The sequence below is a fragment of the Rhodococcus sp. DMU1 genome (genome assembly GCF_012272955.1).
In the GTDB taxonomy this organism is placed as follows: Bacteria; Actinomycetota; Actinomycetes; order Mycobacteriales; family Mycobacteriaceae; genus Rhodococcus; species Rhodococcus aetherivorans.
In genome coordinates this window covers 1,676,775-1,700,034 of sequence record NZ_CP050952.1, presented here as the reverse complement: position 1 = coordinate 1,700,034, position 23,260 = coordinate 1,676,775, and the positions used below count along the sequence as shown (strand labels likewise).

Sequence of the window (23,260 nt, the reverse complement as noted above, 5' to 3'; positions counted from 1 at the left end):
CGCGGCATCGTTCGAGTGCCGCAGTCGACAACCTCCCCCTCGTCGCATATATCGCCTGGTGGGACTACGCATACCGGACATCCCTCCCCTCGATCCGTAAGAGACCAGGTAGTCTGCCCGTGCCGAAGGGTCTGTCGGGGACACCGGGGTATCGGTGGAGACCGCACATGCAGGCTTGCGTGGACCGACCGATCGAGAGGAGTTGCCGTGAGTGTCCCCGGCGCCGGCCGTACGGGGGTACCGACGTGGCGGGCGCTGGCCACCGCGCTGCCCCGTCCTCGCCTGTTCGAGATGCTCGACCGCGGGTCTGCGCTGACGGTGGTCCACGCACCGGACGGGTTCGGCAAGAGCACGCTGCTCGCCACGTGGCTGCACGGCGGCGGCGTACCCGGGCGCGACGTCGCGTGGGTGCCGGCGGCGACGGACGACGGGACACCGGACCGCATCTGGTCCGACGCGTGCGCGGTGCTGGGCGACCATGTCGTGGCCGGCGACCCGGTCGACCGGCTCGCCTCGACCCTCGGCGGAACGCCGTCCCTGCTCGTCCTCGACGGGCTCCCCGGCACCGCCCTCGACGACCTGCTGCCGGCGATCCGGCAGCTGCTGGATCGCTGCCCGTCCGTGGACGTCGCCGTCTGTCTTCGCGGCAGCACCACGTCCGCCACCGTGGCCGCGGCGGGCCTCGACTGCACGTTCGTCTCCGCCCACGACCTCCGGTTCACGCCCCGGGAGACGGCGGAACTCTTCCGCGCCGCCGGGGTGGAACTCGGGATCGACGAGTACGGCGACCTGTGCCGCGCCCTGGGCGGGCTGCCCCAGCTGATCTCGGGCGCCCTGAACGTCGCCCGGCTGCACCGGGGCGCACCGGTCGACGAGGAGGGCCGGCCCTCCCCCGACCTGGCCGTCGCCATCGCCGGGTTCGCGTCCGGTCTGCTCGACACGCTCACCGCCGAGGAACGGGCGTTCGCGATGTGCGTCGTCGCCGCCCGCGATCTCGACGCGGAACTCGCCGCCGAGCTCACCGGCCGGCCCGAGCCGGCCGCGCTGCTCGACCGTCTCGAGGCGCGAGGCCTGCTCGTCGTCGACGAGGCGGACGAGACACGGACGTGGTCGTGGCCGTCGGCCCTGCGGTCGGCGGTACTGGAACAGGCCCGGCAGGAGGAGCCCGCACGGGTCGACGAGCTGATGACCTTTCTCGCGCGTCTGCACCGGGATGCGGGCCGGCCGGCGCAGGCCGCGGTGTACGCGGCCGAGGCTCGCAACTGGACGATGGCCGCGGGCATCGTGGAGCGCAGCTGGGGCGAGATGGTCTCCGAGCACCTGGAGGTGCTCATCCTCGTGTTGCGGACGATCCCGGAGGACTTCCTGGAGGACTACCCGGCGGTGCTCGCCGGACGGGCGCTGTTCGTGCAGATGCTCGCCGATCACCCCATCCTGCGGGCGTCGCTTCCGAGCGAACCCGACGAGCTGCACACGCTCGGCGCCGGGCCGGACGCCGCGAACGTCCTGCACCTGGCGACGGTGCAGTCGCTCGCGCTGCGTGTCGCCGGGGACTTCGTCCAGGGCGCCGACTGCACGCGACGGCTCGAGCCGCTGGTACAGAGCATGCTCCTGCACCAGCCGGACAACATCACCCCGCAGCTGCCGCTGCTGCGGGTCCAGTGGGCGATCACCTTCCAGCTCGTCGCGGAGCTGGCCGAATCCAACCGGCAGTTCGAACTGGCCTACCGCGGCGGTGTCGCCGCGGACACCCCCTACATCGTCCAGAACGCCGCGGGCAGCTCGGCGCTCAACTGGGCTCTGGTCGGCGACGTCCCGCGCGCCCGCCGGTGGCTCGACCGGGAGGCGACGACGGAACCGTCCGACGGGCTCTTCGGCGAACTCGTCAAGGTCGGCGGCCGGGTCGCCGCGGCCCTGACCCATCTCGACGCGCTCGACGTGGGCGCGGCCGAGTCGATGATCGAGCTGCTCGGCGCGCCCAGCGATCGGGAGGAGCTGTGGGGGTTCGTCGCCTACGCCCACGCCCAGCACGCCCTGCTCACCCTCGAGGCGTACGCGGGTCTGACGTGGTTGCACCACACCGTCGCCGGCCACGCCCACCGGCACGGCGACGGCGCATTCTCCCGGACGCTGCTCACCGCGACGGAGATCGACCTGCACCTGGCTCTCGGCAACGGCAACCTGGCCCGCGCCGTGGCGGACCAGGAGCCCCGGCACCATCCGATACTCGTCGTCTCCGACGCGCGGGTGGATCTGCTCGGTGGGAGTCCCGACCGGGCCGCCAAGAAGCTCGCGCGGGTGTCGTGGCCGGACTGCGGATTCCCGCGGGCCCATCTCGAGGCGTTGCTGCTGGACGCCGCCGCGCAGCTCGATCTCGGCAATCCCCGGTCCGCGATCGTGTGCTGGGAGCGCGCCTGCACGCTCGCCCGGACGCTCGGCAATCGGCGCGCCTTCACGACCGTGCCGGACCGGCATCGGCGAGAGCTCGTCGAGCGCAGCGGTATTGCGGTGCCGGGCGGTTCCGTCGAGGCGGTGTTCCCGGACGAGGTCGTGCGGGTCGAGCTGTCCCCGCGGGAGAGGCGGGTGCTCGCGTTGCTGGCCGACGGATCACCGCAGAGCGAGATCGCCCGGCTCCTGTTCGTCTCCCCGAACACGGTCAAGACGCAGCTGCGCAGCATCTACCGCAAGCTCGAGGTCCACACCCGGGTCGAGGCCATCACCCGGGCGCGGGAGCTGCGGCTGCTGCCGGTGACCGGTGAGCTCTAGGCACGCTTCCGCGGCCCTTTCCGGCGCCGACGTCCCCTCCCGAACCGAGCGAATGTATCGCTCATCTCCGCAGATCGACGCGATGGCACGTTCGCTCGGCTCGGGGGGAGGTCACGCCGGTTTGTGGGCGAGCACCCGGAACACGATGCCCATCCGCCCGGTGCGGTGCACGTCGTCGACCACGAAGCCGGCCTCGGTGAGATAGGGGACGGGGTCGCGGAGCAGGTGGTCGGCGCCGAAGCGGATGCTGAGCGGCTCGATGCCCCGCTGCAGGGCGCGCAGCGCCCGGTTCGTCGACGGGCCGTGCTCGGCGAGGACGACGCGGCCGCCGGGGACGAGCACGCGGTGCGCCTCGGCGGCGGCGCGGGCCGGGTCGGGCACGGTGCAGAACGTGAAGGTCGAGAGCACGGTGTCGGCGCTCGCGTCGGGCAGATCGAGGGCCTGGACGTCGCCCTCCCGCAGTTCGACGCGCGGATCGGCGGCGGCCTTCGCCCGGGCGAGTTCGAGCATCCTCGGTGAGATGTCGATGCCGACGACGTGCTCGACCTCCGGCCCGTAGAGGGGAAGGTTGAGCCCGGTGCCGACGGCGAGTTCGACGACGCGGCCGCGGGCCTGCGCGGCCGCCCAGTGCCGGGCCGGCCCGAGGATCAGCCGCTCGACCAGGCCCATGCCGCGGTCGTAGTTCTTCGACATCTCGTCGAAGATCCGCGATACGCGGGCGTTCTCGTTCTCGACCTTCTCCGAATCGGTCACCGTGTCTCCTTACCGCCGGGTCACCGCCGACGTTACCGGCGTACCCTCCCGGCTGTGACCGAACCGATCCCGGAACAGCGCCGCGTCCTGACCGTGCTGGTGGCCGCGCAGATCCTCAGCGGTGCGGGCCTGGCCGCCGGCGTGACCGTCGGCGCGCTCCTCGCGCAGGACATGCTGGGCAGCACGAGTCTCGCCGGGGTGCCGAGCGCCCTGTTCACGATCGGGTCGGCGGCCGCGGCCGTCGCCGTGGGGCGGATCTCGCAGCGCGCCGGGCGCCGTGGGGGCCTGACGTTCGGCTACACCACGGGCGCGATCGGCAGCGCGGGGGTGGTGGCCGCGGCGGCGCTCGACACCGCGGTGCTGCTGTTCGCGGCCCTGTTCGTCTACGGCGCGGGCACGGCGACGAGCCTGCAGGCGCGCTACGCGGGCGCCGACCTGGCCGCCCCGGCGCGGCGCGGCCGCGCCGTGAGCACGGTGCTGGTGGCGACGACCCTCGGGGCGGTGGTGGGCCCGAACCTGACCACCGTGATGGGTGACGCCGCCGAATCGTGGGGCATTCCCCGGCTGTCCGGGCCGTTCGTGCTCTCCGGCGTCGCCTACGGTCTCGCCGCCGTCGTCCTGTGGGTGCTGCTGCGCCCGGACCCGCTCCTGCTCGCCCGCAGCCGCGCGGCCGCGGAAACCCTGAGCGGCACCGTCGCGCGAACCCTGAGCGGCACCGTCGGCGAGGATCCGGCGCCGGCCGGCGACCCGCCGGCGCCGGGCCGGCCGTGGACGCCCGCGGTGACCGCCGGGGTCGTGGTCATGATCGTGACGCAGCTCGTGATGGTGGCGGTGATGACGATGACGCCGATCCACATGCGCGACCACGGGCACGACGTCGGCGCGACGGGCGTGGTCATCGCGATCCACGTTGCGGCGATGTTCCTGCCCTCACCGATCGCGGGGATGCTCGTGGACCGGGTCGGGCCCTACCGGGTCGCGGCCGCCGCGGGACTCGTCCTGCTGGCCTCCGGGGTGTCCGCGGCGCTGGCCCCGCCGCACTCGGTGGCGGCGCTCGCGTTCGCGCTGGGCCTGCTCGGCTTCGGGTGGAGCCTGGGCCTGGTGAGCGGCACCGCGCTCGTCACCGATGCGGTGCCGCTCGAGTCCCGCGCGGCCACGCAGGGCACCGCGGACCTGTTCGTCGCACTCGCCGGGGCGGGCGGCGGCCTGGGTTCCGGGCTCGTCGTCGCGGCGGCCGGGTTCCCCGCCCTGGCGCTGACCGGTGCGGCGGTGTCGCTGGTGATCCTTCCGGTCCTGGCGCGACGGTCCGCACACGTCGCGCAGTCCGCCGTCCACTAGCACCTCAGGCCGGCACGGCGACGGCTCGTCGCGCCACCCGCAGGTCCGCGACCCACACCAGGGCGGTCACGACGGCCGCCGCCACCCCGAACACGCACACCCCGGTCCAGCCGGCGCTCGTCCACGCGACCGCGCCGAGCGCCGAACCGGCAGCGGCGCCGATGAAGTACGTCGTCATGTACACCGCGTTGATGCGGGAACGCGCCGCGGGCGCCAGCGCGTAGACGATGTTCTGGTTGCTGATGTGGATGGCCTGCAGCGCCAGGTCGATCGCGACCATCCCGATCAGGAACCACGCCAGCGAGTACGCGCCGGCGCCCAGCGCGGCCCAGGACGCGACGAGCACCGCCGCGCCGGCGCCCGAGGTGAGCTGCGCGAGCCCGCGATCGGCGAGGCGGCCGGTGAGGTTGGCCATCACCGCGCCGGCGACCCCGGCCAGGCCCACCAGTCCGATCTGCACCTCGTCGAAACCGTAGGGTTCGCCGGCCAGCAGGAACGCCATCGTCGAGAACAGGGCGCTCACGGACGCGAACGACAGGGCGCCGAGCAGCGACCGGGTGCGCAGCCGCGGCTGGGTGCGCACGAGGGTCCCGAGCGAACGCAGCGTGGTCCCGTAACCGATGCGCTCGGCGGGTCGCGACGTCGGCAGCACCCGCCACAGGGCCAGCGCGACCACGACCATCACGGCGGCGCTCACCCGGTAGACGGTGGCCCACCCGCCGACGCCGGCGAGGAGCCCGGCGACGCTTCGGGCGAGCAGGATGCCGAGCACCAACCCGCTCATCACCGTCCCGACGGCCTGGCCGCTGCGCTCCGGTGTGGCCAGGGTCGCGGCGAACGGCACCAGCACCTGCGCGGCCACCGAGAACAGCCCTGCGATCGCCGTGCCGACGGCCAGCACCGCGATGTCCGGGGCGAAGCCGCTGATTGCCTGGCCGGCCGCGGCGGCGAGCATGAGCCCCACCGTGAGGCGGCGCTTGTCGAACATGTCACCGAGCGGCACCAGGAACAGCAGGCCGAGGCCGTAGGAGACCTGGGCGATGGTGACGGTGGCTGCGGCGGCAGAGTGGGAGGTGCCCAGGGCGGCGGCGATCGAGTCGAGCAGGGGCTGGTTGAAGTAGTTGCCGCCCACGCACAAACCGGTGGCCGCCGCCATCAGCAGCAGCACGGGGGTGGTCAGCACGGGCCGGGTCGACGTCACGTCTGCCAGCCTCGCGCGGCCGGGCCGGTGCTGTCCAACCGGCTTCCTGCCGTCGGCGGCCCGGGACCGCCGACGCGCGGCTCAGGCGCGGCTCGCGCCGATCAGCGCGAACCTCCCGTCGGGATCGATCCACTCGCGCCGGACGACGAACCCGGCCTCGGTCAGTTCACGGCCCATCCCGTCGAGACGGAACTTGGCGGAGATCTCGGTGCGCAGCTGCTCACCCGCCGCGAAGGAGATCTCGAGATCCAGCCCGGGAATTCGGACGGTCATGGGCTCGGTGGCCTCGAGCCGCATCTCGATCCATTCGTTGATCGGGTCCCACACGGCGACGTGCCGGAACTTCCCGGGTTCGAAGTCCGCACCGAGCCGGTTGTTGAGCACGTTCAGCACGTTGCGGTCGAATTCCGCGGTGATCCCGGCCGCGTCGTCGTAGGCCGGCACGAGCACGTCCGGGTCGGTGACGAGGCCGATGCCGAGAAGCAGCCACTCCCCCGGCTCGAGCACGGCGGCGAGATCGGTGAGGAACGCGGCGCGCTCGGCGGGCGCCAGGTTGCCGATGGTGCCGCCGAGGAACGCGATCATGCGGCGTCCGCCGCCGGGCAGGTGCGCGAGCGAGCCGGTGAAGTCTCCGACGACGCCCCGCACCGTCAGGTCCGGGTACTCGGCCGAGAGCCGGGTCACCGCGGGCTGCAGGGCGGCCTCCGACACGTCCTGCGGTACGTACGTATGGATGTACGGTTGCAGCGCGTCGAGCAGGATCTCCGTCTTCTCGGAGGAGCCCGACCCGAGCTCGACGAGCATCTCGGGGCGGGCCTCGTCGGCCAGTTCCGGTGAATGCTTTTGCAGCAGAGCCCGTTCGGTGCGGGTGGGGTAGTACTCCGGCAGGCGGGTGATCCGGTCGAAGAGCTCGCCGCCGCGCGCATCGTAGAGCCAGGTCGGCGAGAGCCACTTCGGCGACGACGTCAGCCCGCGGCGCGCGTCGGCCCGCAGCGACTCGTCGAGCTGCTCCGGGGTCAGGTACACGTCCACCGTCATGAAACGGCCACCTCCATGGGGGACACGATGAGGTGTCCCGGTCGGGCGCTGACCAGGTGCCGGTCCGGCACCTGACGCCAGCGCGGATCGTCGTCGTACGGTTCCGAGGACACCACGGCGACGTCCTCGTCGACGAGGGTCCACAGCGAGTGGTACCAGGCCGTCGCCCACAACCCGGAACCGTTGCCCAGCAACAGGTTCAGCCGCGAACCCGGCGCGACCGCGAGCACGTCGTGGACGAGCCGCATCAGCGCCTGCTCGGGCCGCGAGGAACGCAGCCGCGAGTACAGCAGCAGCCACAGCGCGGCCGCGTCGGTGGGCGACTCGAGCTGCAGCAGTTCGGCCACCGGCAGGCGCTGGGCCAGCGAAACGAGCGAACCGGGCCACCCGCGGACCAGCCCGTTGAGGCTGAACGCCCAGCCGTCGCGGGTGAACGGGGCGCAGGCCGAGCGCTCGACGGGCATGCCCTCCGTCGCCGAGCGCAGCGACGCCATGACGGCTCCGGCGCTGATGTGCGAAAGGCCTTCGGCGACAAAGGGGTCGGACCAGATCGGAGCGGGGTTCCGGTAGCGGCCGAAGCCGTCGGCACCCCACCATGCCACCCCGAACCCGTCGGCGTTGATGGTGCCGCCGCCGCGCATGTCCTTCGGCGCCCACGATTGGCGCAACAGCGACCGGGGTCCCTCGGTCACCAGGGAGCTCACCGAGCGGACCGGCCCGAGATATCCCAGGTGTCTACACATCCGGCACGTCCCGCGCGCAGCGGAAGCCGGCGAAGATCTGCCGCCGGATCGGCAGGTCCCAGTTGCGGAAGGTGCCGCGGCAGGCCGCGGGGTCGGTGCCGAACGAGCCGCCGCGCAGCACCCGGAAGTCGCCGCCGAAGAACACCTCCGAGTACTCCCGGTACGGGAAGGCGGTGAACCCGGGATACGGCTCGAACCCCGAGGCCGTCCATTCCCACACGTCGCCGATCAGCTGGTGCACGCCGAGGCGCGACGCACCCGCCGGATAGGCACCGACGACGGCCGGCTCGAGGTGCCGCTGGCCGAGGTTGGCGTGGGCCTCGGTCGGTTCCTCGTCGCCCCACGGGTAGCGCCGGCTCGCCCCGGTCAGCGGGTCCCAGCGGGCAGCCTTCTCCCATTCGGCCTCGCTGGGCAGTCGGCGCCCGGCCCAGCGCGCGAACGCCTCGGCCTCGTGGAAGCACACGTGCACCACGGGCTCGTCGGGATCGAGCGGCACCACCGCCCCGAACCGGCGGCGCCACCACGTGCCCGAGTCGTCGCGGGTCCAGAACTGGGGGGCCTCGAGACCCGCCTGCTCGCGGTGCACCCATCCCTCCGGGCTCCACAGCTCCCGGCGGGCGTAGCCGCCGTCGGCCAGGAACTCGAGGTAGCGCCCGTTGGTGACCGGCACCGTGTCGATCGCGAACGCCGGTACGTACACCCGGTGCGCGGCCCGCTCGTTGTCCAGCGCCCACGGATCGGTCGAGGTCCCCATCTCGAACTCGCCGCCCGGGATCAGCACCTCCTCCGCGGCCGGCGGCTCGGCGCGCCGCGGCGGCGGTGGGGCGTCGAGCACGGGCGATCCCGCCCGCAACTGGTGCGTGGCCAGCATCGTCTCCGCATGCTGCACCTCGTGCTGGACACTCATCGCGAAGACGAATCCGTCACGGGTGAGGTCGGTGTCGAATGCACACTGCGCCAGCACGTCCGCCGTCCGCGCGCGGACCTCCGCCGCGTAGCCGCGGGCCTCCGCCGGCCCGAGCAACGGCAGCGCCGGACGGTCCGCGCGGGGATGCCGGAAGGCGTCGTAGAGGTCGTCGACGTCCGGGCGCACACCGCCCTGACCGCCGGCCGCCCGGAGCAGCCAGCGTTCCTCCTGGTTGGCGATATGCGCGAGATCCCACACGAGGGGGCTCATCAGCGGCGAATGCTGAGCCGTGAGCTCCGCGTCGTCGATGTCGGTCAGCGCGAGGACCCTCGCCCGCGCGCGGGCGAGGTCCCGGCCGAGCCGGGTGCGCAGACCGCTCACCGGTCCTGGACCTCCGGGGTGCGACCGCGGCAGCACCGCGCCGCCGCCGAGTCCAGGGCCGTGGTGAACCGCATGTCCGGCGACGCCTCCGCGGCGAGGGCGAGCAGTCCGACCGCCGCGGCCCGGAGCTCGAGGTCCGCGAGACCGAACTCGGCAGCCTCCTGCCAGCGGTCCACGACGGGTGCGGCGACGGCCAGGGCCTCGTCCATCACGGCCGGCGAGGTGAGCAGCGCCTCGACCGCGGCGACCGGGACCTGCCAGAGGGCACCCGGCTGGGCGTCGATGTACCGGACCTCGAGATGCCCGGCGGGACGCACCGGCGGAAACAGGGTGGTCAGGTGGTAGTCCAGGTCGGCGACGGTGGGCCGGCGCCCGATCTCGTCGTCGAGACCGCCGCCGAGCCAGTCCGCGAACGACGCACCCGGCGGCGCGTGCCAGTCCCCGTCGGACGCGCGCACGCACAGCAGCGGCGCGTCGAGCGCCCAGGCCGGGTAGTGCGCCGGATCGGGGACGGGCGTGGTGCGGTCGGCGTCCAGCGCCAGCCAGGTCCGCATCCGCTGCGACGCCCAGGTTCCGTCCGGGGCGCCGCGCAGCGAGGGGGAACACGCGAACGCGGCCACGAGCGCCGGTCCGACGGCGTGCAGCACCCGCCACCGGCGGGCCAGCTCGTCGTCGTCGGCGCCGGCGTCGACGCTCACCTGAGTGGCGGCGGTGCTGTTCATCATCAACCGGCCCAGCGGCCCGATCCGGTCGAACCGGAGCTCCATCGCGCTGTACCGGGGGGTGCGCAGCAGCCGCTGCGGGGGGCGCAGTTCGTCGGCCGCCGCGTCGATCATGTCCACCGACCGGCGCGCCAGCAACGCACGGAGCATGCGGGCATCGGCGGTGAGACGGTCGCAGACCTGCCGCGCCGAGCCACACGGCACGCTCGACAGTTCGACCTGCCCGCCGGGCTCGAGGGTCACGGCGCTGCCCGACGGCAACGGCCGCGCCGAGGAGCCCGGAGCCAGCTGCCGGGGGGCGTGCGGGCCGAGGGCCTCGAGGATCGCCTGCAGCTCCGGCCGGGCGCTCGTGCCGTCGGCCCGGGCCGTGAGCCATTCCAGTTCCACCCCGATCAGCCGGGGCGGCCCGAAGCGGAAGCTCACCCTTCGCACGTGCAGTTCGGCGGCGGTTCGCGAGGCGATGCCGGCGTCCGCGCGCGGCACCGCCGTGTCGACTGTGATCACCACTCGGTCCGCCCCTCCCTCGCCTGTGGGCCAGCTCACGGACGAGCCTAACGTCAACCGGCGACAGGATGCGGGTGAACGCTCACGGCACGGCCCGGCGCGTCGCCCGTGCGAGGACACCGACCGCCAGCACGGCGGCGCCGACCCCGACGACGCCCGGCGGCAGCGTCAGTGTCAGCGCGACGCACCCGACGGCCCCGATCACCTGCAGGAATCGGGGGTAGCGACGGTGCTCGTCCCGCTGGGTGAAGGCGGACAGGTTCGCGACGAGGTAGTACACCAGCACCCCGAAGGATGAGAATCCGATCACTCCGCGCAGATCGACGGTCGCGACGAGCAGGCACACCACCGCGGCGACGGCGAGTTCGGCCCGGTGCGGCACCGCGAACCGCGGATGCACCGCCGCGAGCGGGCGCGGCAGATCGCCCTGCCGCGCCATCGCGAGTGCGGTGCGGCCGACGCCCGTCACGAGGGCGAGCAGGGCGCCCAGCGACGCGACCGCGGCCCCGGCCACCACGACGGGCGCCGCCCACGCCCAGCCGCCCGCGCGGACCGCGTCGAGCAGCGGCGCGCTGCTCGACGCCACCCGGTCCGGCCCGAGGCACGCGAGCAGGGTCACCCCGACGACGGCGTAGAGCAGCACCACGAATCCGAGGGCGCCGACGATCGCGCGCGGGATGGTCCGGCGCGGCTCGCGCACCTCCTCACCGAGTGTTGCGATCCGCGCGTAGCCCGCGAAGGCGAAGAACAGCAGGCCGGCCGCCTGCAGCACCCCGTACGCGCCGCCGCCGACGGGGCCGAACGGATCGGCGGGCTGCGCCCCGGGGCCGGCCCAGCTCGCCGTCACCGCCACGGCGAGGGCGACGAGCACCAGCGCCACGATGATGCGCGCGAGCCGGGCCGTGCGGGTGATGCCCCGGTAGTTCACGGCGGTCAGGGCGAGGACCGCGGCGACGGCGACCGGCCGCCGCCACGGTTCCGGCACGGCGTAGGCGGCGAAGGTCAAGGCCATCGCCGCGCAGCTGGCGGTCTTGCCGATCACGAAGCCCCAGCCCGCCACGAAGCCCCACCACGGCCCGAGCCGTTCCCGGCCGTACACGTAGGTGCCGCCGGACGTCGGATACTGCGCGGCGAGCTGCGCCGACGACGTGGCGTTGCAGTACGCCACGACCGCGGCGACGGCCAGGCCGACGAGCAGGCCCGCGCCGGCCGCGGCGGCGGCCGGCGCGAACGCCGAGAACACCCCCGCCCCGATCATCGCACCGAGCCCGATGGCGACGGCGTCACCGGTGCCGAGCCGGCGCTGCAGGGGTGTCGGTTCGCTCACGCGTACATTCCAACCACGAAGACATGAACGGGAGGTACGTCCTCGATGCTCGACCTGCAACGCGCCCGTCGGGACACGCCCGGCTGCTTCGACCGGGTCTTCCTCGACAGCGCGGGCTCGTCGCTGCCGCCCACCCCGGTGCTGGAGACGACCGTCGCGCATCTGCGGCGCGAGGCCGAGGTCGGCGGGTACGTCGCGGCCGCGGAACGCGCCGGTGACCTCGCCGCGGTGAAGACCTCGATCGCGCGGCTGATCGGCGCGGAGGCGTCGTCGATCGCGCTGGTCGAGAGCGCCACCCGGGCGTGGGCGAGCTTCTTCTACTCGGTGCCGCTCGGCGAGGGCGACCGGATCCTGCTCACCCGCTCCGAATACGCCAGCAACGCCGTCTCCGCGCTGCAGCGCGCCCGCGCGACCGGCGCGACGGTGGAGACGATGCCCACCGACGCGCTCGGCCGGATCGACGTCGACGCCCTCGGCCGCACCCTCGACGAGCGGGTCAAGCTGGTGTCCGTCGTGCACGCCCCGACCAACGGCGGGCTCGTCAACCCGGTGCGGGAGGTGGCCGACGCCGCGCACGAGGTCGGTGCGCTGGTGCTGCTCGACGCGTGCCAGTCCGTCGGCCAGCTGCCGGTAAGCGTGCCCGAGTTCGACGTCGACGCGCTCTCCGCGACCGGTCGCAAGTGGCTGCGCGGACCCCGCGGCACCGGCTTCCTCTACGTCCGCCCCCGGCTGATCACCGAGCTCGAACCGGCCGTGCTCGACCTGCACAGCGCGCAGTGGACGGCCCCGGACGAGTACCGGGTCGCCGACGACGCGACGCGGTTCGAGCTGTGGGAGACCAACGTCGCCGCCCGCCTCGGGCTCGGCGCCGCCGTCGACTACCTGCTCGACTTCGGTGTCGACGCGGTGACCGAGGCGGTCGCCTACCGGGCCGAGCACCTGCGCGACGGGCTGGGCCGGATCCCCGGCGTGGCCGTGCGCGACCTCGGCAAGGAACACAGCGGCATCGTCTCGTTCACCGTCGACGGCTGGGATCCGGCGCACCTGCGCGAGGCGCTGGCCGCCGAGGCGATCACGGTCACGGTCAGCGGGCGCGGCTCGACGCTGCTCGAGATGTCGGCGCGACGGCTCGAGTCGGTGGTGCGGGCCTCCCCGCACTACTTCGTCTCCCCCGCCGACGTGGACCGGTTCCTGGCGGCCGTGCGGTCGCTCACCCGGTCCTGACCGTCCCGGCAACCGGGACAGCCGGTACCGCTCCCCCAGGTCGCGTGGTCAAGGTGGGCGAATCCCCGTACCACTTCGAGAGGATCGCGATGACCGAGACCAGTCCCGTCCGTCCTGTTCCCGTCGACCGGATCCCCGCCTGGGATCTCGAGGCCGACGTCGTGATCGCCGGATACGGCATCGCCGGTGTCTGCGCGGCCATCGGCGCCGCCGACGCCGGAGCCGACGTGCTGGTGCTGGAACGCACCGGCGGGTGGGGCGGCGCGGCCGCCCTCGCCGGCGGGTTCGTCTACCTCGGCGGCGGCACGGCCGTGCAGCGGGCCTGCGGGTTCGAGGACTCGGTGGACGACATGCGCGCGTTCCTGACTGCGGCACTCGGACCGGGCGTGGACGAGGAGAAGATCGCCGCGTACTGCGCGGGTTCCGTCGCGCACTTCGACTGGCTCGTCGGGTGCGGGGTGCCGTTCAAGCACGAGTTCTGGGGCGAGCCCGGGTGGGAGCCACCCACCGACGCGGGCCTGCAGTACACCGGCGGGGAGAACGCGGCGCCGTTCCGCACCGTCGCCCGGCCCGCGCCGCGCGGTCACGTGCCGCAGATGAGCAACAAGCGCACCGGCGAGCAGGGCGGCGGCTACATGCTCATGAAGCCGCTCGCCGAGAAGGCTGCCGCGCTCGGGGTCCGCGCCGAGTACGACGTGCGGGTGCAGACCCTCGTCACCGATGCGTCCGGACGGGTGGTCGGGCTGCTGGCCAAGCGGTACGGCACCGACCTGGCGATCCGGGCGCGCCGAGGGGTCGTTCTCGCCACGGGCAGCTTCGCCTACAACGACGACATGGTGCGGGCGTACGCGCCGCATCTGGTGGGCCGTCCCGCCGCGTCGATCGAGGAGCACGACGGCCGGGCGATCCGGATGGCGCAAGCCCTCGGCGCCGACCTCGCGCACATGAACGCGACCGAGGTGGCGTTCTTCTGTGATCCTCAGCTGATCGCGCGCGGCATTCTCGTCAACGGGCGCGGCCAGCGATACGTGCCCGAGGACACCTACCCGGGCCGCATCGGTCAGCTGACCCTGCTGAAGAACGACAACGAGGCGTTCCTCGTCATCGACGAGGCGGCGTACGAGGCGGGGATCGCAGCCCCGACGTCGTCGGAGCAGCTGCGGCATCAGCCGAAATGGGTGTGCGAGACCGTCGCCGACCTCGAGGCCGAGATGGGTCTGCCCGAGCAGGCGCTGCAGTCCACGGTGCAGCTGTACAACCGGCACGCCGCACGGGGCGAGGACCCGCTGCTGGGCAAGAAGCGCGAATGGGTGAAGCCGATCGGTTCGCCCGTCGCGGCGATCGACCTGCGCGGCATGACCGGCGGGTTCACGCTCGGCGGCCTGCGCACGAGCCTGGACTCGGAGGTGCTGCACGTCGACGGCGCGCCGATCCCGGGGCTGTTCGCGGCGGGACGGGCGGCGGCCGGGCTGTCGGCGTGGGGATACTGCAGCGGCATCTCCCTCGGCGACGGCAGTTTCTTCGGCCGGCGGGCGGGCACCGCCGCCGCGCGCGGCTGAGCGCAGGGCGGCGTTCGACTGGCCCGGGCGGATCCGGTAGAGTCGTTCGAGTTGTCTCGGCGAGGGTGAACCGCGAAATCGCTGGCTCACCGTGATCGACGCGGCTGCGGCTCCGCTCGAGCGTGTCCACGCTCCTGGCCGCGCGCGTCGCCCCTCGCCGGGAAGACCGCCCCAGTTCGAGCCATATGCGTAGGAGCCTTTCAGCATGTCCGACGAAAACCGTCTCGTAGCCGCCGTCCGTACCGAGTTCGGCAAGGGTGCCGCCCGCCGCGCCCGCCGCGACGGTCAGGTCCCCGCCGTTCTGTACGGCCACGGCACGGACCCCAAGCACCTCGCCCTCCCGGCCCGTGAATTCGCGGCCGTGCTGCGCGCCCACGGCACCAACGCCCTGCTGACCCTCGAGGTCGACGGCGGCGAGGAGCTGGCGCTGACCAAGTCGGTCGTCGTGCACCCGATCCGCAACTACATCGAGCATGCCGATCTGCTCGTCGTGAAGAAGGGCGAGAAGGTCACCGTCGAGGTCCCGCTCGTGGTCACCGGCGAGGCCGCCTCCGGCACCCTGGTCGTCAACGAGGTCAGCACCGTCCAGCTCGAGGCCGACGCCCTGAACCTGCCCGAGCAGGTCGAGGTGTCCATCGAGGGTGTCGAGGCCGGTACCCAGATCCTCGCGAACAACGTGCAGCTGCCCGCCGGTGCGACCCTGCAGGGCGACCCGGAGCTGCTGCTGGTGAACGTGGTCGCCGCACCGACCGCCGCCGCGATGGAGGGCGAGACCGCGGAGGGCGAGGCTGCCGAGGCCGAGGAGGCCTGAGCCCCCACCGGCTCCGCGTGACGTGACGAGCGGCGCGTCATCCCACGGGATGACGCGCCGCCGTCGTGACAACACCCGCCGCAACGGAAGGACACCGCCAAGTGAGCGACGGCACCGCCCTCGTCGTCGGGCTGGGCAATCCCGGCCCGCAGTACGAGAAGACCCGCCACAACGTCGGCTGCATGGTGGCCGACACGCTCGCCGCCCGCGTCGGCGGAAAGTTCAGCGCGCACAAGCGCAGCAACGCCGACATCGTGCAGGCCCGCCTCGACGGCCGGCAGGTGATCCTCGCCAAGCCACGCACCTACATGAACCTCTCGGGCGGGCCGGTCGCCGGACTCGCGCGGTTCTTCTCCGTCGAGCCCGCCGACGTCGTCGTCCTCCACGACGAGCTGGACCTGGACTTCGGCACGATCCGGCTCAAGCTCGGCGGCGGCGAGAACGGCCACAACGGGCTGCGGTCGATCTCGAGTGCCCTCGGCACCAAGCACTACCTGCGCACCCGCATCGGGATCGGCCGCCCGCCCGGCCGCATGGACCCGGCCGACTACGTGCTCAAGCCGTTCTCCTCGACCGAACGCAAGGACCTCGACCTGATCCGCGAGCAGGCCGCCGACGCGGTGGAGCTGTTGCTGCGGGTCGGCCTGGAAGAGGCGCAGAACAGGCTGCACTGAGCGCGGCGTCAGCCGCCCAGCAGGTGCACTGAGCGCGGCGTCAGCCGCCCAGCAGGTGCACTGAGCGCGGCGTCAGCCGCCCAGCAGGTGCACTGAGCGCGGCGTCAGCCGCCCAGCAGGTGCACTGAGCGCGGCGTCAGCCGCCCAGCAGGTGCACTGAGCGCGGCGTCAGCCGCCCAGCAGGTGCACTGAGCTGCCACGGCGCAGCTTGCCCGACGACGTCTTCGGGATGCTGCCCGGCCCGAGCACCGCGACGGTGCGCGGCCGCACCCCCACCTCCGCGACGACCGCGTGCACGACGTCGTGTTCGATGCGGCGCACCTCCTCCGGATCGTCGATCCGGTTGGTCTCGACGGCGACCGCGAACGACTCGCGTTTGTCGCCGGCGTCGAGGCGGATCGCGACGGCGTTGCCGGGGCGCACGCCGTCGACGCTGCACGCGGCCCGTTCGATGTCGGTGGGATAGACGTTGCGCCCGCCCATGATGATGACGTCCTTGACGCGTCCGCACACCACGACCAGGCCGTCCTCGGTGAAGTAGCCCACGTCGCCGGTGTCGAACCAGCCCTGCGAGTCCTGCGCGGGCACCGGACCGTCGACGGTGAGGTAGCCGTGGGTGACCGCCTTGCCGCGCAACTGGATGATGCCGACGCCGCGGGGCGGCAGCAGCTCCCCGTCCTGGCCGACGACGCGGCCCTCGAGGCCGGGCACGAGGTGGCCGAGAGTGGGCAGGCGACGGGCGTTGGACCGGCTCGACGGCACCGCCATCCCGCCGGCCTCGAGCAGGTCGGGGTCGACGAGATCGAGGATCTGCCCGCGTCCGGGGTCCGGCACCGAGACCGCGAGGGTGGTCTCGGCCATGCCGTAGACCGGCGCGAGCGCGGCGGGGTCGAGGCCGAACCGGGCGCCGGCGGCGGCGAGGGCCTCCATGGTGTCCGGGTCGACCGGCTCGGCACCGTTCCACATCCACCGCACCGACGACAGGTCGACCGCGCCGTCGGGCGCCTGCGCAAGCTTGCGCGCCAGCAGCGAGTACGCGAAGTTCGGTGCGGCCGTTACGGTTCCGCGGTACTTGCTCATCAGCTCGGCCCACAGCAGCGGGGACCGCAGGAAGTCGAGCGGGGTCACGGAGACGACCTCGGCGCCGACCTGCATGGGCACGCTGAGGAACCCGACCATCCCCATGTCGTGGAACAGCGGCAGCCAGCTGACCATCACGTCGTCGTCGAGGGAGAACTTGATCCGCTCGATCATCGCGTACGCGTTGACGTAGAAGTTCTCGTGCGTGATCTGCACGGCCTTCGGGGATCCCGTGGACCCGGAGGTCAGCTGCTGCAGCGCGATGTCCTGTTCGTCGGTGGGCAGCGGGTCGACGGGCGTGCCGGCGTCCATCTCGGCGATCGTGACGACGGGGATGCCCCGCTCGGCGAGCAGCGGCGCGGCGATCTCGAAGGGGGCGCCGAGCACCACGGTGCGGGCGCCGATCATGCCGATGACGACCTCGGTGTCGCGGGCCCACAGGGCCAGGTCGGTGCGCGGCGTGGGCTGGTGCAGCATCGTCACCGAGGCACCGCGCATCCACACGGCCTGGCAGGCGGGGGCGATGTCCACCGGATTCCCGGCGAGGATGCCGACGGCGTCGCCGTGGCCGATGCCGGCCGCGGCGAGGGCACCGGCCATGCGCCGGGCCTGCTCGTGGATCTGCCCCCACGTCTGCCGCCGCGGGGCGTCCGGCTCGCCGGTGACCAGAGCATGCGGCGAGCGAGCCGCGGTCTCGTACATCTCGTCGGTGAATCTGCTCACGAACCACTCCTCACGCCGGATACGACCACGCCCAGGGTGCCCCCGATCCGCGCCGAGGGGGAGTCTCTTCGGCGAATGTGACCGAATCTGACGGAAATCGACATTCAATCGCCGAGTAACATGGACGAGTTGTCTGCGATGCGCGAGCCGCCCGCGCGCATCCACGAGCCGCACATCCGCTTCGAGAGGTTCTCCTGCGTTGACTACCCCGCCCGTTTCCACCGGCAACGACGCCGGCACCACCGCCGTGTCGTCGAAGGAAGTGCTCGCGGAAGCGGGTCGCCGCCGCACCTTCGCAGTGATCTCCCACCCGGACGCCGGCAAGTCCACGCTGACCGAGGCGCTGGCCCTGCATGCGAAGGTCATCGCGGAGGCCGGTGCGGTGCACGGCAAGGCCGGGCGCAAGTCCACCGTGTCCGACTGGATGGAGATGGAGAAGGCCCGCGGCATCTCCGTCAGCTCCACGGCGCTGCAGTTCAACTATCGCTCCGAGGAGTCCGGCGACGACGTCGTCAACGTGATCAACCTCGTCGACACCCCCGGCCACTCCGACTTCTCCGAGGACACCTACCGGGTGCTCACCGCCGTGGATGCGGCGGTGATGCTCATCGACGCCGCCAAGGGCCTCGAGCCGCAGACGCTCAAGCTGTTCCAGGTGTGCCGGCACCGGGGCATCCCCGTCATCACCGTGATCAACAAGTGGGACCGGCCCGGCCGCACCCCGCTGGAACTGCTCGACGAGATCGACGAGCGCATCGGCCTGACCCCCACCCCCCTGTTCTGGCCCGTCGGCATCGCCGGCGACTTCCGCGGCCTGCTGCGCCGCGGCGAGGACGGCGCACCGGTCGAGTACGTCAAGTTCACCCGCACCGCCGGCGGCGCGAAGATCGCCCCCGAGGACCGGCTCTCCCCCGGCGAGGCCGAGGACCGCGAGGGCGAGACGTGGATCGAGGCGGCCGAGGAGTCGGAGCTGCTGTCGGCCAGCGGGCAGGACCACGACCAGGAGCTGTTCCTGGCCGGGCAGACCTCGCCGGTGATCTTCGCGTCGGCGATGCTCAACTTCGGTGTCCGGCAGATCCTCGACACCCTCGTCGCGCTGGCGCCGCCGCCGCGCGCCCGGCTCGACGTGAACGGCAACTCCCGCAACGTGGACGACCCGTTCAGCGCCGTGGTGTTCAAGGTGCAGGCGGGCATGGACACCGCGCACCGCGACCGCCTGGCGTTCATGCGGGTGGTGTCCGGGGTGTTCGAGCGCGGCATGGTCGTCACGCACGCGCAGACGGGCAAGCCGTTCGCCACCAAGTACGCGCTGACGGTGTTCGGCCGGGAACGGTCCACGGTCGAGAACGCCTACCCCGGCGACGTGGTCGGCCTGGTCAACGCCACGGCTCTCGCGCCCGGGCACACCCTGTACGTGGACAGGAAGGTGGAGTTCCCGCCGATCCCGTCGTTCGCGCCCGAGCACTTCTCGATCCTGCGCGCCGAGAGCGCCTCGAAGTACAAGCAGTTCCGCAAGGCCGTCGATCAACTCGACTCCGAAGGCGTGGTGCAGATCCTGCGCAACGACATCCGCGGCGACGCGTCCCCGGTGATGGCAGCCGTCGGTCCCATGCAGTTCGAGGTGGTGGCGGCCCGGATGAAGGCCGAGTACAACGTCGAGCCGCGGATGGAACCGCTCGGCTACGCGCTGGCCCGCCGCACCGACGCGGCCTCGGCGGACGAGCTGAACCGGCAGCGCGGCGTCGAGGTCTTCACCCGCTCGGACGGGGTGCTGCTGGCGCTGGTGAGCGACAAGTGGCGGCTGCAGTACATCCAGAAGGAACTTCCCGAGCTCACCCTCGAGCCGCTGGTGGCCACCGCCGATTAGGGACGCCCGTGGTGCGTGGGGCTGGTGTTACTGGTAGTTTGCTGTGCCGTCGAGCCGACCGAGCTCGCGGATGTCAGGAGCGTTCATGGACGACGACTCGGCCGCACCGACCGACGGCACGCCGCTGCGCGGCCGTTCCGACCCTGCGGACGAGTCGCCGGGGCCCAAGCGGGCGGGCACCTTCGTCTATCCCCTGCCGGGAACCCTGACCGGTAACGGCGCGTCCGCCCCGCACTCGGTGGGAAGCCACGCGGCGGACCACGACGTCGCCGACGAGGCCGGTGGCAACGGCACCGATCCGCTCTCGCTGCCGAGCTTCGACGAGATCGTCGCCGGCACGAACGGCGTCGCCGCGGACAGCACGCCGACCGCCGCGTCGCGCCGCAACTCGATGGGAGTGGCATCCGTGCGGATCGCGGCGCGACTGGCGCACACCGAACTCGCCGCCCGCGCGCAGCGGCCCCCCGCCTCCGACCCGACGATCGGCACCGACGAACTGCTCACCCTGCTCGGCGAGTACCTCGTCGCGGGCGGGTTCGAGAACCCGGAGATCCGCGCCGTGCTGGGCGGCCAGGAGATCGTCGTCGACCTGCTCGCGCCGCAGCGCACCGCACGCTGACGCCCGCATCCGCGCCCCCGCCGGTCGGCAACGCACGAAACAAACTGCACTGCTGAGGATTTCGTGCGCGGATGCGTCGTCTCGTCGTGCCCCACTCCCCGCGCGGGACTGCGGCCGGCCGAGCGTCTACTCCCGGAACAGCCCCGCGACGACGGCCGGGTCCACCTCGCCGATCCCCCGCGGCGACCACGACGGGTTGCGGTCCTTGTCGACGAGCACCGCGCGCACCCCCTCGGCGAAGTCGGGCTCGGCGGTGATCCGCACCGCGACCTCGAGTTCCCGCGCGAAGCACTCGCCCAGGGTGCTCTCGGCGCCGCGACGCAGCAGCTCCGCGGTGGCCCAGAGGCTCGTCGGGGACGCCGCGCACAGCGCCGCGCGGGTGGTGACGGCCCACTGCTCGTCGAGGTCGTGGTCGCCGGAGAGCCGTTCGACGGCGTCGGCGACGGTGCCGTCGCCGAACACCGCGTCGATGTCGGCGTAGCGGTCGGCGATCGCCGATGCGGGGGCCGCCTCGGCGAACTCGTCGAGCGCCAGCTGCCAGTGTCCCTCGCGGATCCGGTCGGCGAGGGCTTCGATCCGGTGACTGGGAACGAAGTGGGTGGCCAGGCCGACGGCGATGGCGTCGCCCGCGTCGGCGCGGGCGCCGGTCAGCGCCAGATACAGGCCGACCGCGTCGCAGCGGGCGGTGGTGCCGCGCAGCCGCGGCAGGAAGTGGCTGGCGCCGACGTCGGGGATGAAGCCGATCGCCGTCTCCGGCATCGCCAGCATCGCCTTCTCCGTCACGACGCGCACCGCGCCGTGTACCGAGATGCCCAGCCCGCCGCCCATCGTGACGCCGTCGAGGAGCGCGAGATACGGCTTGGGGTAGGTGGCGACCAGTTCGTCGAGCCGGTACTCGTTCGCGAAGTAGTCCCGCACCGTGGCGGTGTCGCCGGCCACGGCGGCGTCCCGGACCGGCTTGATGTCGCCGCCCGCGCAGAACGCCCGGTCGGATGCGCTGGTGACCAGCACCGCGGTGATCTCGGGGTCGTCGCGCCATGCCAGCAGGGCCTCGTACATGTCGCGGATCATCGACGAGTCGAGGGCGTTGAGCGCCACCGGCCGGTCGAGCACCACCTCGCCGATGCCGTTGGCGACGCGGGTGCGGATGAAGGTGTCGGTCACGGGGCGGAGCCTACCGGGCCGCTCCCCCGACGGCCGATCGTGTGAGCCCGGCGGCGCGCGTGTCGAACTCGGCGCACCGCGGCCTACTGTCCGGTACCGGCGGTGCCGTCCTGCCGGCGACCGGTCGGGGGGCCGATGAGCAGCCAGCGGTGCCCGAACGGATCGAGCAGCGTGGCGTTGCGGTGACCGTGGCTCTCGGCGATCCAGCGCTCGACGGTGCCGCCGGCGTCGTGGGCCTTCGCGAGAACGGCGTCGGTGTTGGCGACCGGCAGCATCAGGCTCACCGACGTCGCGCCGGCCTCGGGCGCGGCCAGGCCCATCTCGGGGAACTCCTCCGCGAGGTAGACCATTCCGGTCGGAAAGACCAGCTCGGCGTGCCCGATCCGGCCGTCCTCCAGCACCACGGGGTCCGCGGCCAGTGTCGCGCCGAACACCTGCCGGTACCAGTCGATGGCGCTGCGGGCGCGCGCCACGATGAGGTACGGGAGCGCACCGGCCCGGGGGAAGACTTCGGTGTCGGTCGCGGTCATCGGGCGGGGTCCCCTCCTCTCGGGTGGTTCAGGATGCGCGGGGCGGCTGCTGCAGCAGCGACCACCGGTTCGACGTGAGCCGGAAGCTGGGCATGTCGGACACGGATGTGACTGTCTCCCAGTTTCTTTCGTATCCGGTATGGGAGATGCGCCAGCGCCCGTCGGAGCAGCGCACGTAGCGGTCGTGGTAGTAGGCGGACCCGCGCATCACCAGCCCGTCCTCGGGCACCACCACCGTGTCGGCCAGGAACCAGATGCCCGTGGCCGTGTCGCCCTCGACGTCGATCTCGGGATGGCCACAGTGATGTTCGGTGATGACGTGGGATCCGAGGGTGTTCTCGAGGAAGTTCAGGAACGCGTCGCGCGACTCGAAACTCAGGTGCTCGCCGTAGACGGCGGTGGCCTCGGGAACCATGGTGTCGGCCAGTTCGATCCACGACTTCGTGTCGAGCGCCCGCGCGTAGCGGTACTTCAGCCGCTCGATCTCACCTATCGCCTGCAGATCCATTCTCGCGCCTCCCACCACAGGTAAGACCTGTCAGCCAGGCTAGCCGGGATCACCCTCGGAGGGTATCGATTTCGGCGGCTCGCCGGGCAATTCGATTGCAGTTAGGTCACGGCACCTGGATCGTGTTCCCGTTCCGCGACCAGCGCCCGGATCGCGGCGTCGACGAGCGTGCGGGCATAGGCGTCGTCGTCCGCCGCCGATCCCGGGTCGGCGAGGGAGAACAGCACGTGACTGAGCGCCGCGCCGGTGACCATCTCGAGCAGCAGGGTCACCGAGACCGCCGGGGGCAGCTCGCCCCGCTCGACCGCCCGCAGCACGATGGTGCGGGCCGCGACGAGGCGGCTCCGGTTGAGCGTGGTGGTCAGGTTGGCCAGCAGGTCCGGGTGCACGCGGGCGTCGAGCGCGACGCGCAGGCTCACCAGCCCGGGCGTGGTGCGGTAGCCGCGCAGCAGCTGGGTGACGAGCTCGACCAGGTCCGAGCGCAACGATCCGGTGTCGATCGGCACCGGCAGCGGGCTACGCGCCTCGAGGGCCTGCACGAGCAACTCGTCCTTGGTGGCCCAGCGCCGGTACAGCGCCGCGCGGCCCACCCGGGCGCGCCTGCCGACCGCGTCGATGGTGAAGCCGCGCCAGCTGGTCTCGGAGTAGACCTCGATCACCGCGTCGTAGACGCGGTCCTCGAGGTCGGCGTCGCGGGGTCGGCCCCGGCGACGGACGGTCGGCTCGGTCACGGTCTGCAGTGTGCCAGACACCCCACCCCATTTACAGACTGAATCAGTCCGTATTAGTGTGCGGGTGACCGATCCCAGGACAACTCCCCC

At 72.6% G+C, this 23,260-nt stretch carries 20 protein-coding genes; 8 read left to right on the top strand and 12 right to left on the bottom strand.

Going from position 1 to position 23,260, the window contains the following annotated elements:
- The first annotated feature begins 207 nt into the window (after positions 1 to 207).
- A complete protein-coding gene (locus HFP48_RS08060) occupies positions 208 to 2,766 on the top strand; it encodes a LuxR C-terminal-related transcriptional regulator (protein ID WP_065922875.1) in 2,559 nt (852 codons plus the stop codon).
- 111 nt (positions 2,767 to 2,877) lie between these two features.
- On the opposite strand, the gene HFP48_RS08055 is transcribed toward HFP48_RS08060, so the two are convergent.
- The gene (locus tag HFP48_RS08055) at positions 2,878 to 3,519 is read right to left on the bottom strand and encodes a methyltransferase domain-containing protein (RefSeq protein WP_050034783.1); all 642 of its coding nucleotides are present in this window, start codon (positions 3,517 to 3,519) and stop codon (positions 2,878 to 2,880) included.
- A 54-nt stretch (positions 3,520 to 3,573) separates the two neighbouring features.
- Here HFP48_RS08055 and HFP48_RS08050 point away from each other — a divergent pair, with 54 nt between their 5' ends.
- Positions 3,574 to 4,857: an MFS transporter gene (locus HFP48_RS08050; protein ID WP_168579316.1), complete on the top strand. Its 1,284-nt coding sequence runs from the start codon at positions 3,574 to 3,576 to the stop codon at positions 4,855 to 4,857.
- 4 nt (positions 4,858 to 4,861) lie between these two features.
- Here the strand turns inward: HFP48_RS08050 and HFP48_RS08045 are convergent, their stop codons facing one another.
- The 6 genes from HFP48_RS08045 to HFP48_RS08020 all read right to left on the bottom strand — a co-directional run bounded on the left by HFP48_RS08045 (position 4,862) and on the right by HFP48_RS08020 (position 11,680).
- Entirely contained in the window at positions 4,862 to 6,058 is a 1,197-nt protein-coding gene (locus HFP48_RS08045; protein ID WP_029542117.1) for an MFS transporter, read from the bottom strand.
- An 81-nt stretch (positions 6,059 to 6,139) separates the two neighbouring features.
- On the bottom strand, positions 6,140 to 7,096 hold the full coding sequence (gene egtD, locus HFP48_RS08040; RefSeq protein ID WP_006938910.1) for an L-histidine N(alpha)-methyltransferase: 957 nt from the start codon (positions 7,094 to 7,096) through the stop codon (positions 6,140 to 6,142).
- Positions 7,093 to 7,839, bottom strand: coding sequence for an ergothioneine biosynthesis protein EgtC (gene egtC / locus HFP48_RS08035; RefSeq protein ID WP_006938912.1), 747 nt, complete (start codon positions 7,837 to 7,839; stop codon positions 7,093 to 7,095). Before egtC ends, egtD begins: the two co-directional genes overlap by 4 nt.
- Positions 7,832 to 9,127 (bottom strand): ergothioneine biosynthesis protein EgtB, encoded by a 1,296-nt coding sequence (gene egtB / locus HFP48_RS08030; RefSeq protein ID WP_029542114.1) that lies wholly within the window; start codon positions 9,125 to 9,127, stop codon positions 7,832 to 7,834. Before egtB ends, egtC begins: the two co-directional genes overlap by 8 nt.
- Positions 9,124 to 10,356: an ergothioneine biosynthesis glutamate--cysteine ligase EgtA gene (egtA, locus tag HFP48_RS08025; protein WP_029542112.1), complete on the bottom strand. Its 1,233-nt coding sequence runs from the start codon at positions 10,354 to 10,356 to the stop codon at positions 9,124 to 9,126. Before egtA ends, egtB begins: the two co-directional genes overlap by 4 nt.
- 79 nt (positions 10,357 to 10,435) lie before the next feature.
- Positions 10,436 to 11,680, bottom strand: coding sequence for an APC family permease (locus tag HFP48_RS08020; protein WP_168579315.1), 1,245 nt, complete (start codon positions 11,678 to 11,680; stop codon positions 10,436 to 10,438).
- A gap of 45 nt (positions 11,681 to 11,725) precedes the next feature.
- Between HFP48_RS08020 and HFP48_RS08015 the strand changes: the two genes are divergently transcribed.
- The 4 genes from HFP48_RS08015 (at position 11,726) to pth (ending at position 15,948) form a co-directional block, all read left to right on the top strand.
- Positions 11,726 to 12,904 carry an aminotransferase class V-fold PLP-dependent enzyme gene (locus HFP48_RS08015; protein ID WP_006938916.1) on the top strand — a complete coding sequence of 393 codons (1,179 nt, stop codon included), beginning with the start codon at positions 11,726 to 11,728 and terminating at the stop codon, positions 12,902 to 12,904.
- 89 nt (positions 12,905 to 12,993) lie between these two features.
- Positions 12,994 to 14,463 carry an FAD-dependent oxidoreductase gene (locus HFP48_RS08010; RefSeq protein ID WP_072634650.1) on the top strand — a complete coding sequence of 490 codons (1,470 nt, stop codon included), beginning with the start codon at positions 12,994 to 12,996 and terminating at the stop codon, positions 14,461 to 14,463.
- A 205-nt stretch (positions 14,464 to 14,668) separates the two neighbouring features.
- The gene (locus HFP48_RS08005; protein ID WP_006938918.1) at positions 14,669 to 15,274 is read left to right on the top strand and encodes a 50S ribosomal protein L25/general stress protein Ctc; all 606 of its coding nucleotides are present in this window, start codon (positions 14,669 to 14,671) and stop codon (positions 15,272 to 15,274) included.
- Positions 15,275 to 15,375: 101 nt separating this feature from the next.
- Positions 15,376 to 15,948, top strand: coding sequence for an aminoacyl-tRNA hydrolase (gene pth / locus HFP48_RS08000; protein WP_006938920.1), 573 nt, complete (start codon positions 15,376 to 15,378; stop codon positions 15,946 to 15,948).
- A gap of 168 nt (positions 15,949 to 16,116) precedes the next feature.
- Here the strand turns inward: pth and HFP48_RS07995 are convergent, their stop codons facing one another.
- Positions 16,117 to 17,751, bottom strand: a complete 1,635-nt coding sequence (locus tag HFP48_RS07995) for a fatty acyl-AMP ligase (protein ID WP_029542107.1) — start codon at positions 17,749 to 17,751, stop codon at positions 16,117 to 16,119.
- A 247-nt stretch (positions 17,752 to 17,998) separates the two neighbouring features.
- Between HFP48_RS07995 and HFP48_RS07990 the strand changes: the two genes are divergently transcribed.
- Together HFP48_RS07990 and HFP48_RS07985 are read left to right on the top strand one after the other, a co-directional pair.
- A complete protein-coding gene (locus HFP48_RS07990; RefSeq protein ID WP_231386009.1) occupies positions 17,999 to 19,618 on the top strand; it encodes a peptide chain release factor 3 in 1,620 nt (539 codons plus the stop codon).
- Between the two features lie 85 nt (positions 19,619 to 19,703).
- Positions 19,704 to 20,237 (top strand): hypothetical protein, encoded by a 534-nt coding sequence (locus HFP48_RS07985; protein WP_006938924.1) that lies wholly within the window; start codon positions 19,704 to 19,706, stop codon positions 20,235 to 20,237.
- A 126-nt stretch (positions 20,238 to 20,363) separates the two neighbouring features.
- On the opposite strand, the gene HFP48_RS07980 is transcribed toward HFP48_RS07985, so the two are convergent.
- The 4 genes from HFP48_RS07980 to HFP48_RS07965 form a co-directional block, all read right to left on the bottom strand.
- Positions 20,364 to 21,401 carry an enoyl-CoA hydratase/isomerase family protein gene (locus tag HFP48_RS07980; protein ID WP_029542103.1) on the bottom strand — a complete coding sequence of 346 codons (1,038 nt, stop codon included), beginning with the start codon at positions 21,399 to 21,401 and terminating at the stop codon, positions 20,364 to 20,366.
- A gap of 83 nt (positions 21,402 to 21,484) precedes the next feature.
- On the bottom strand, positions 21,485 to 21,931 hold the full coding sequence (locus HFP48_RS07975) for a VOC family protein (RefSeq protein ID WP_168579314.1): 447 nt from the start codon (positions 21,929 to 21,931) through the stop codon (positions 21,485 to 21,487).
- Positions 21,932 to 21,959: 28 nt separating this feature from the next.
- Entirely contained in the window at positions 21,960 to 22,439 is a 480-nt protein-coding gene (locus HFP48_RS07970) for a nuclear transport factor 2 family protein (protein WP_050034781.1), read from the bottom strand.
- 101 nt (positions 22,440 to 22,540) lie between these two features.
- Positions 22,541 to 23,170 carry a TetR/AcrR family transcriptional regulator gene (locus HFP48_RS07965; RefSeq protein ID WP_029542101.1) on the bottom strand — a complete coding sequence of 210 codons (630 nt, stop codon included), beginning with the start codon at positions 23,168 to 23,170 and terminating at the stop codon, positions 22,541 to 22,543.
- Between the last annotated feature and the right edge of the window lie 90 nt (positions 23,171 to 23,260).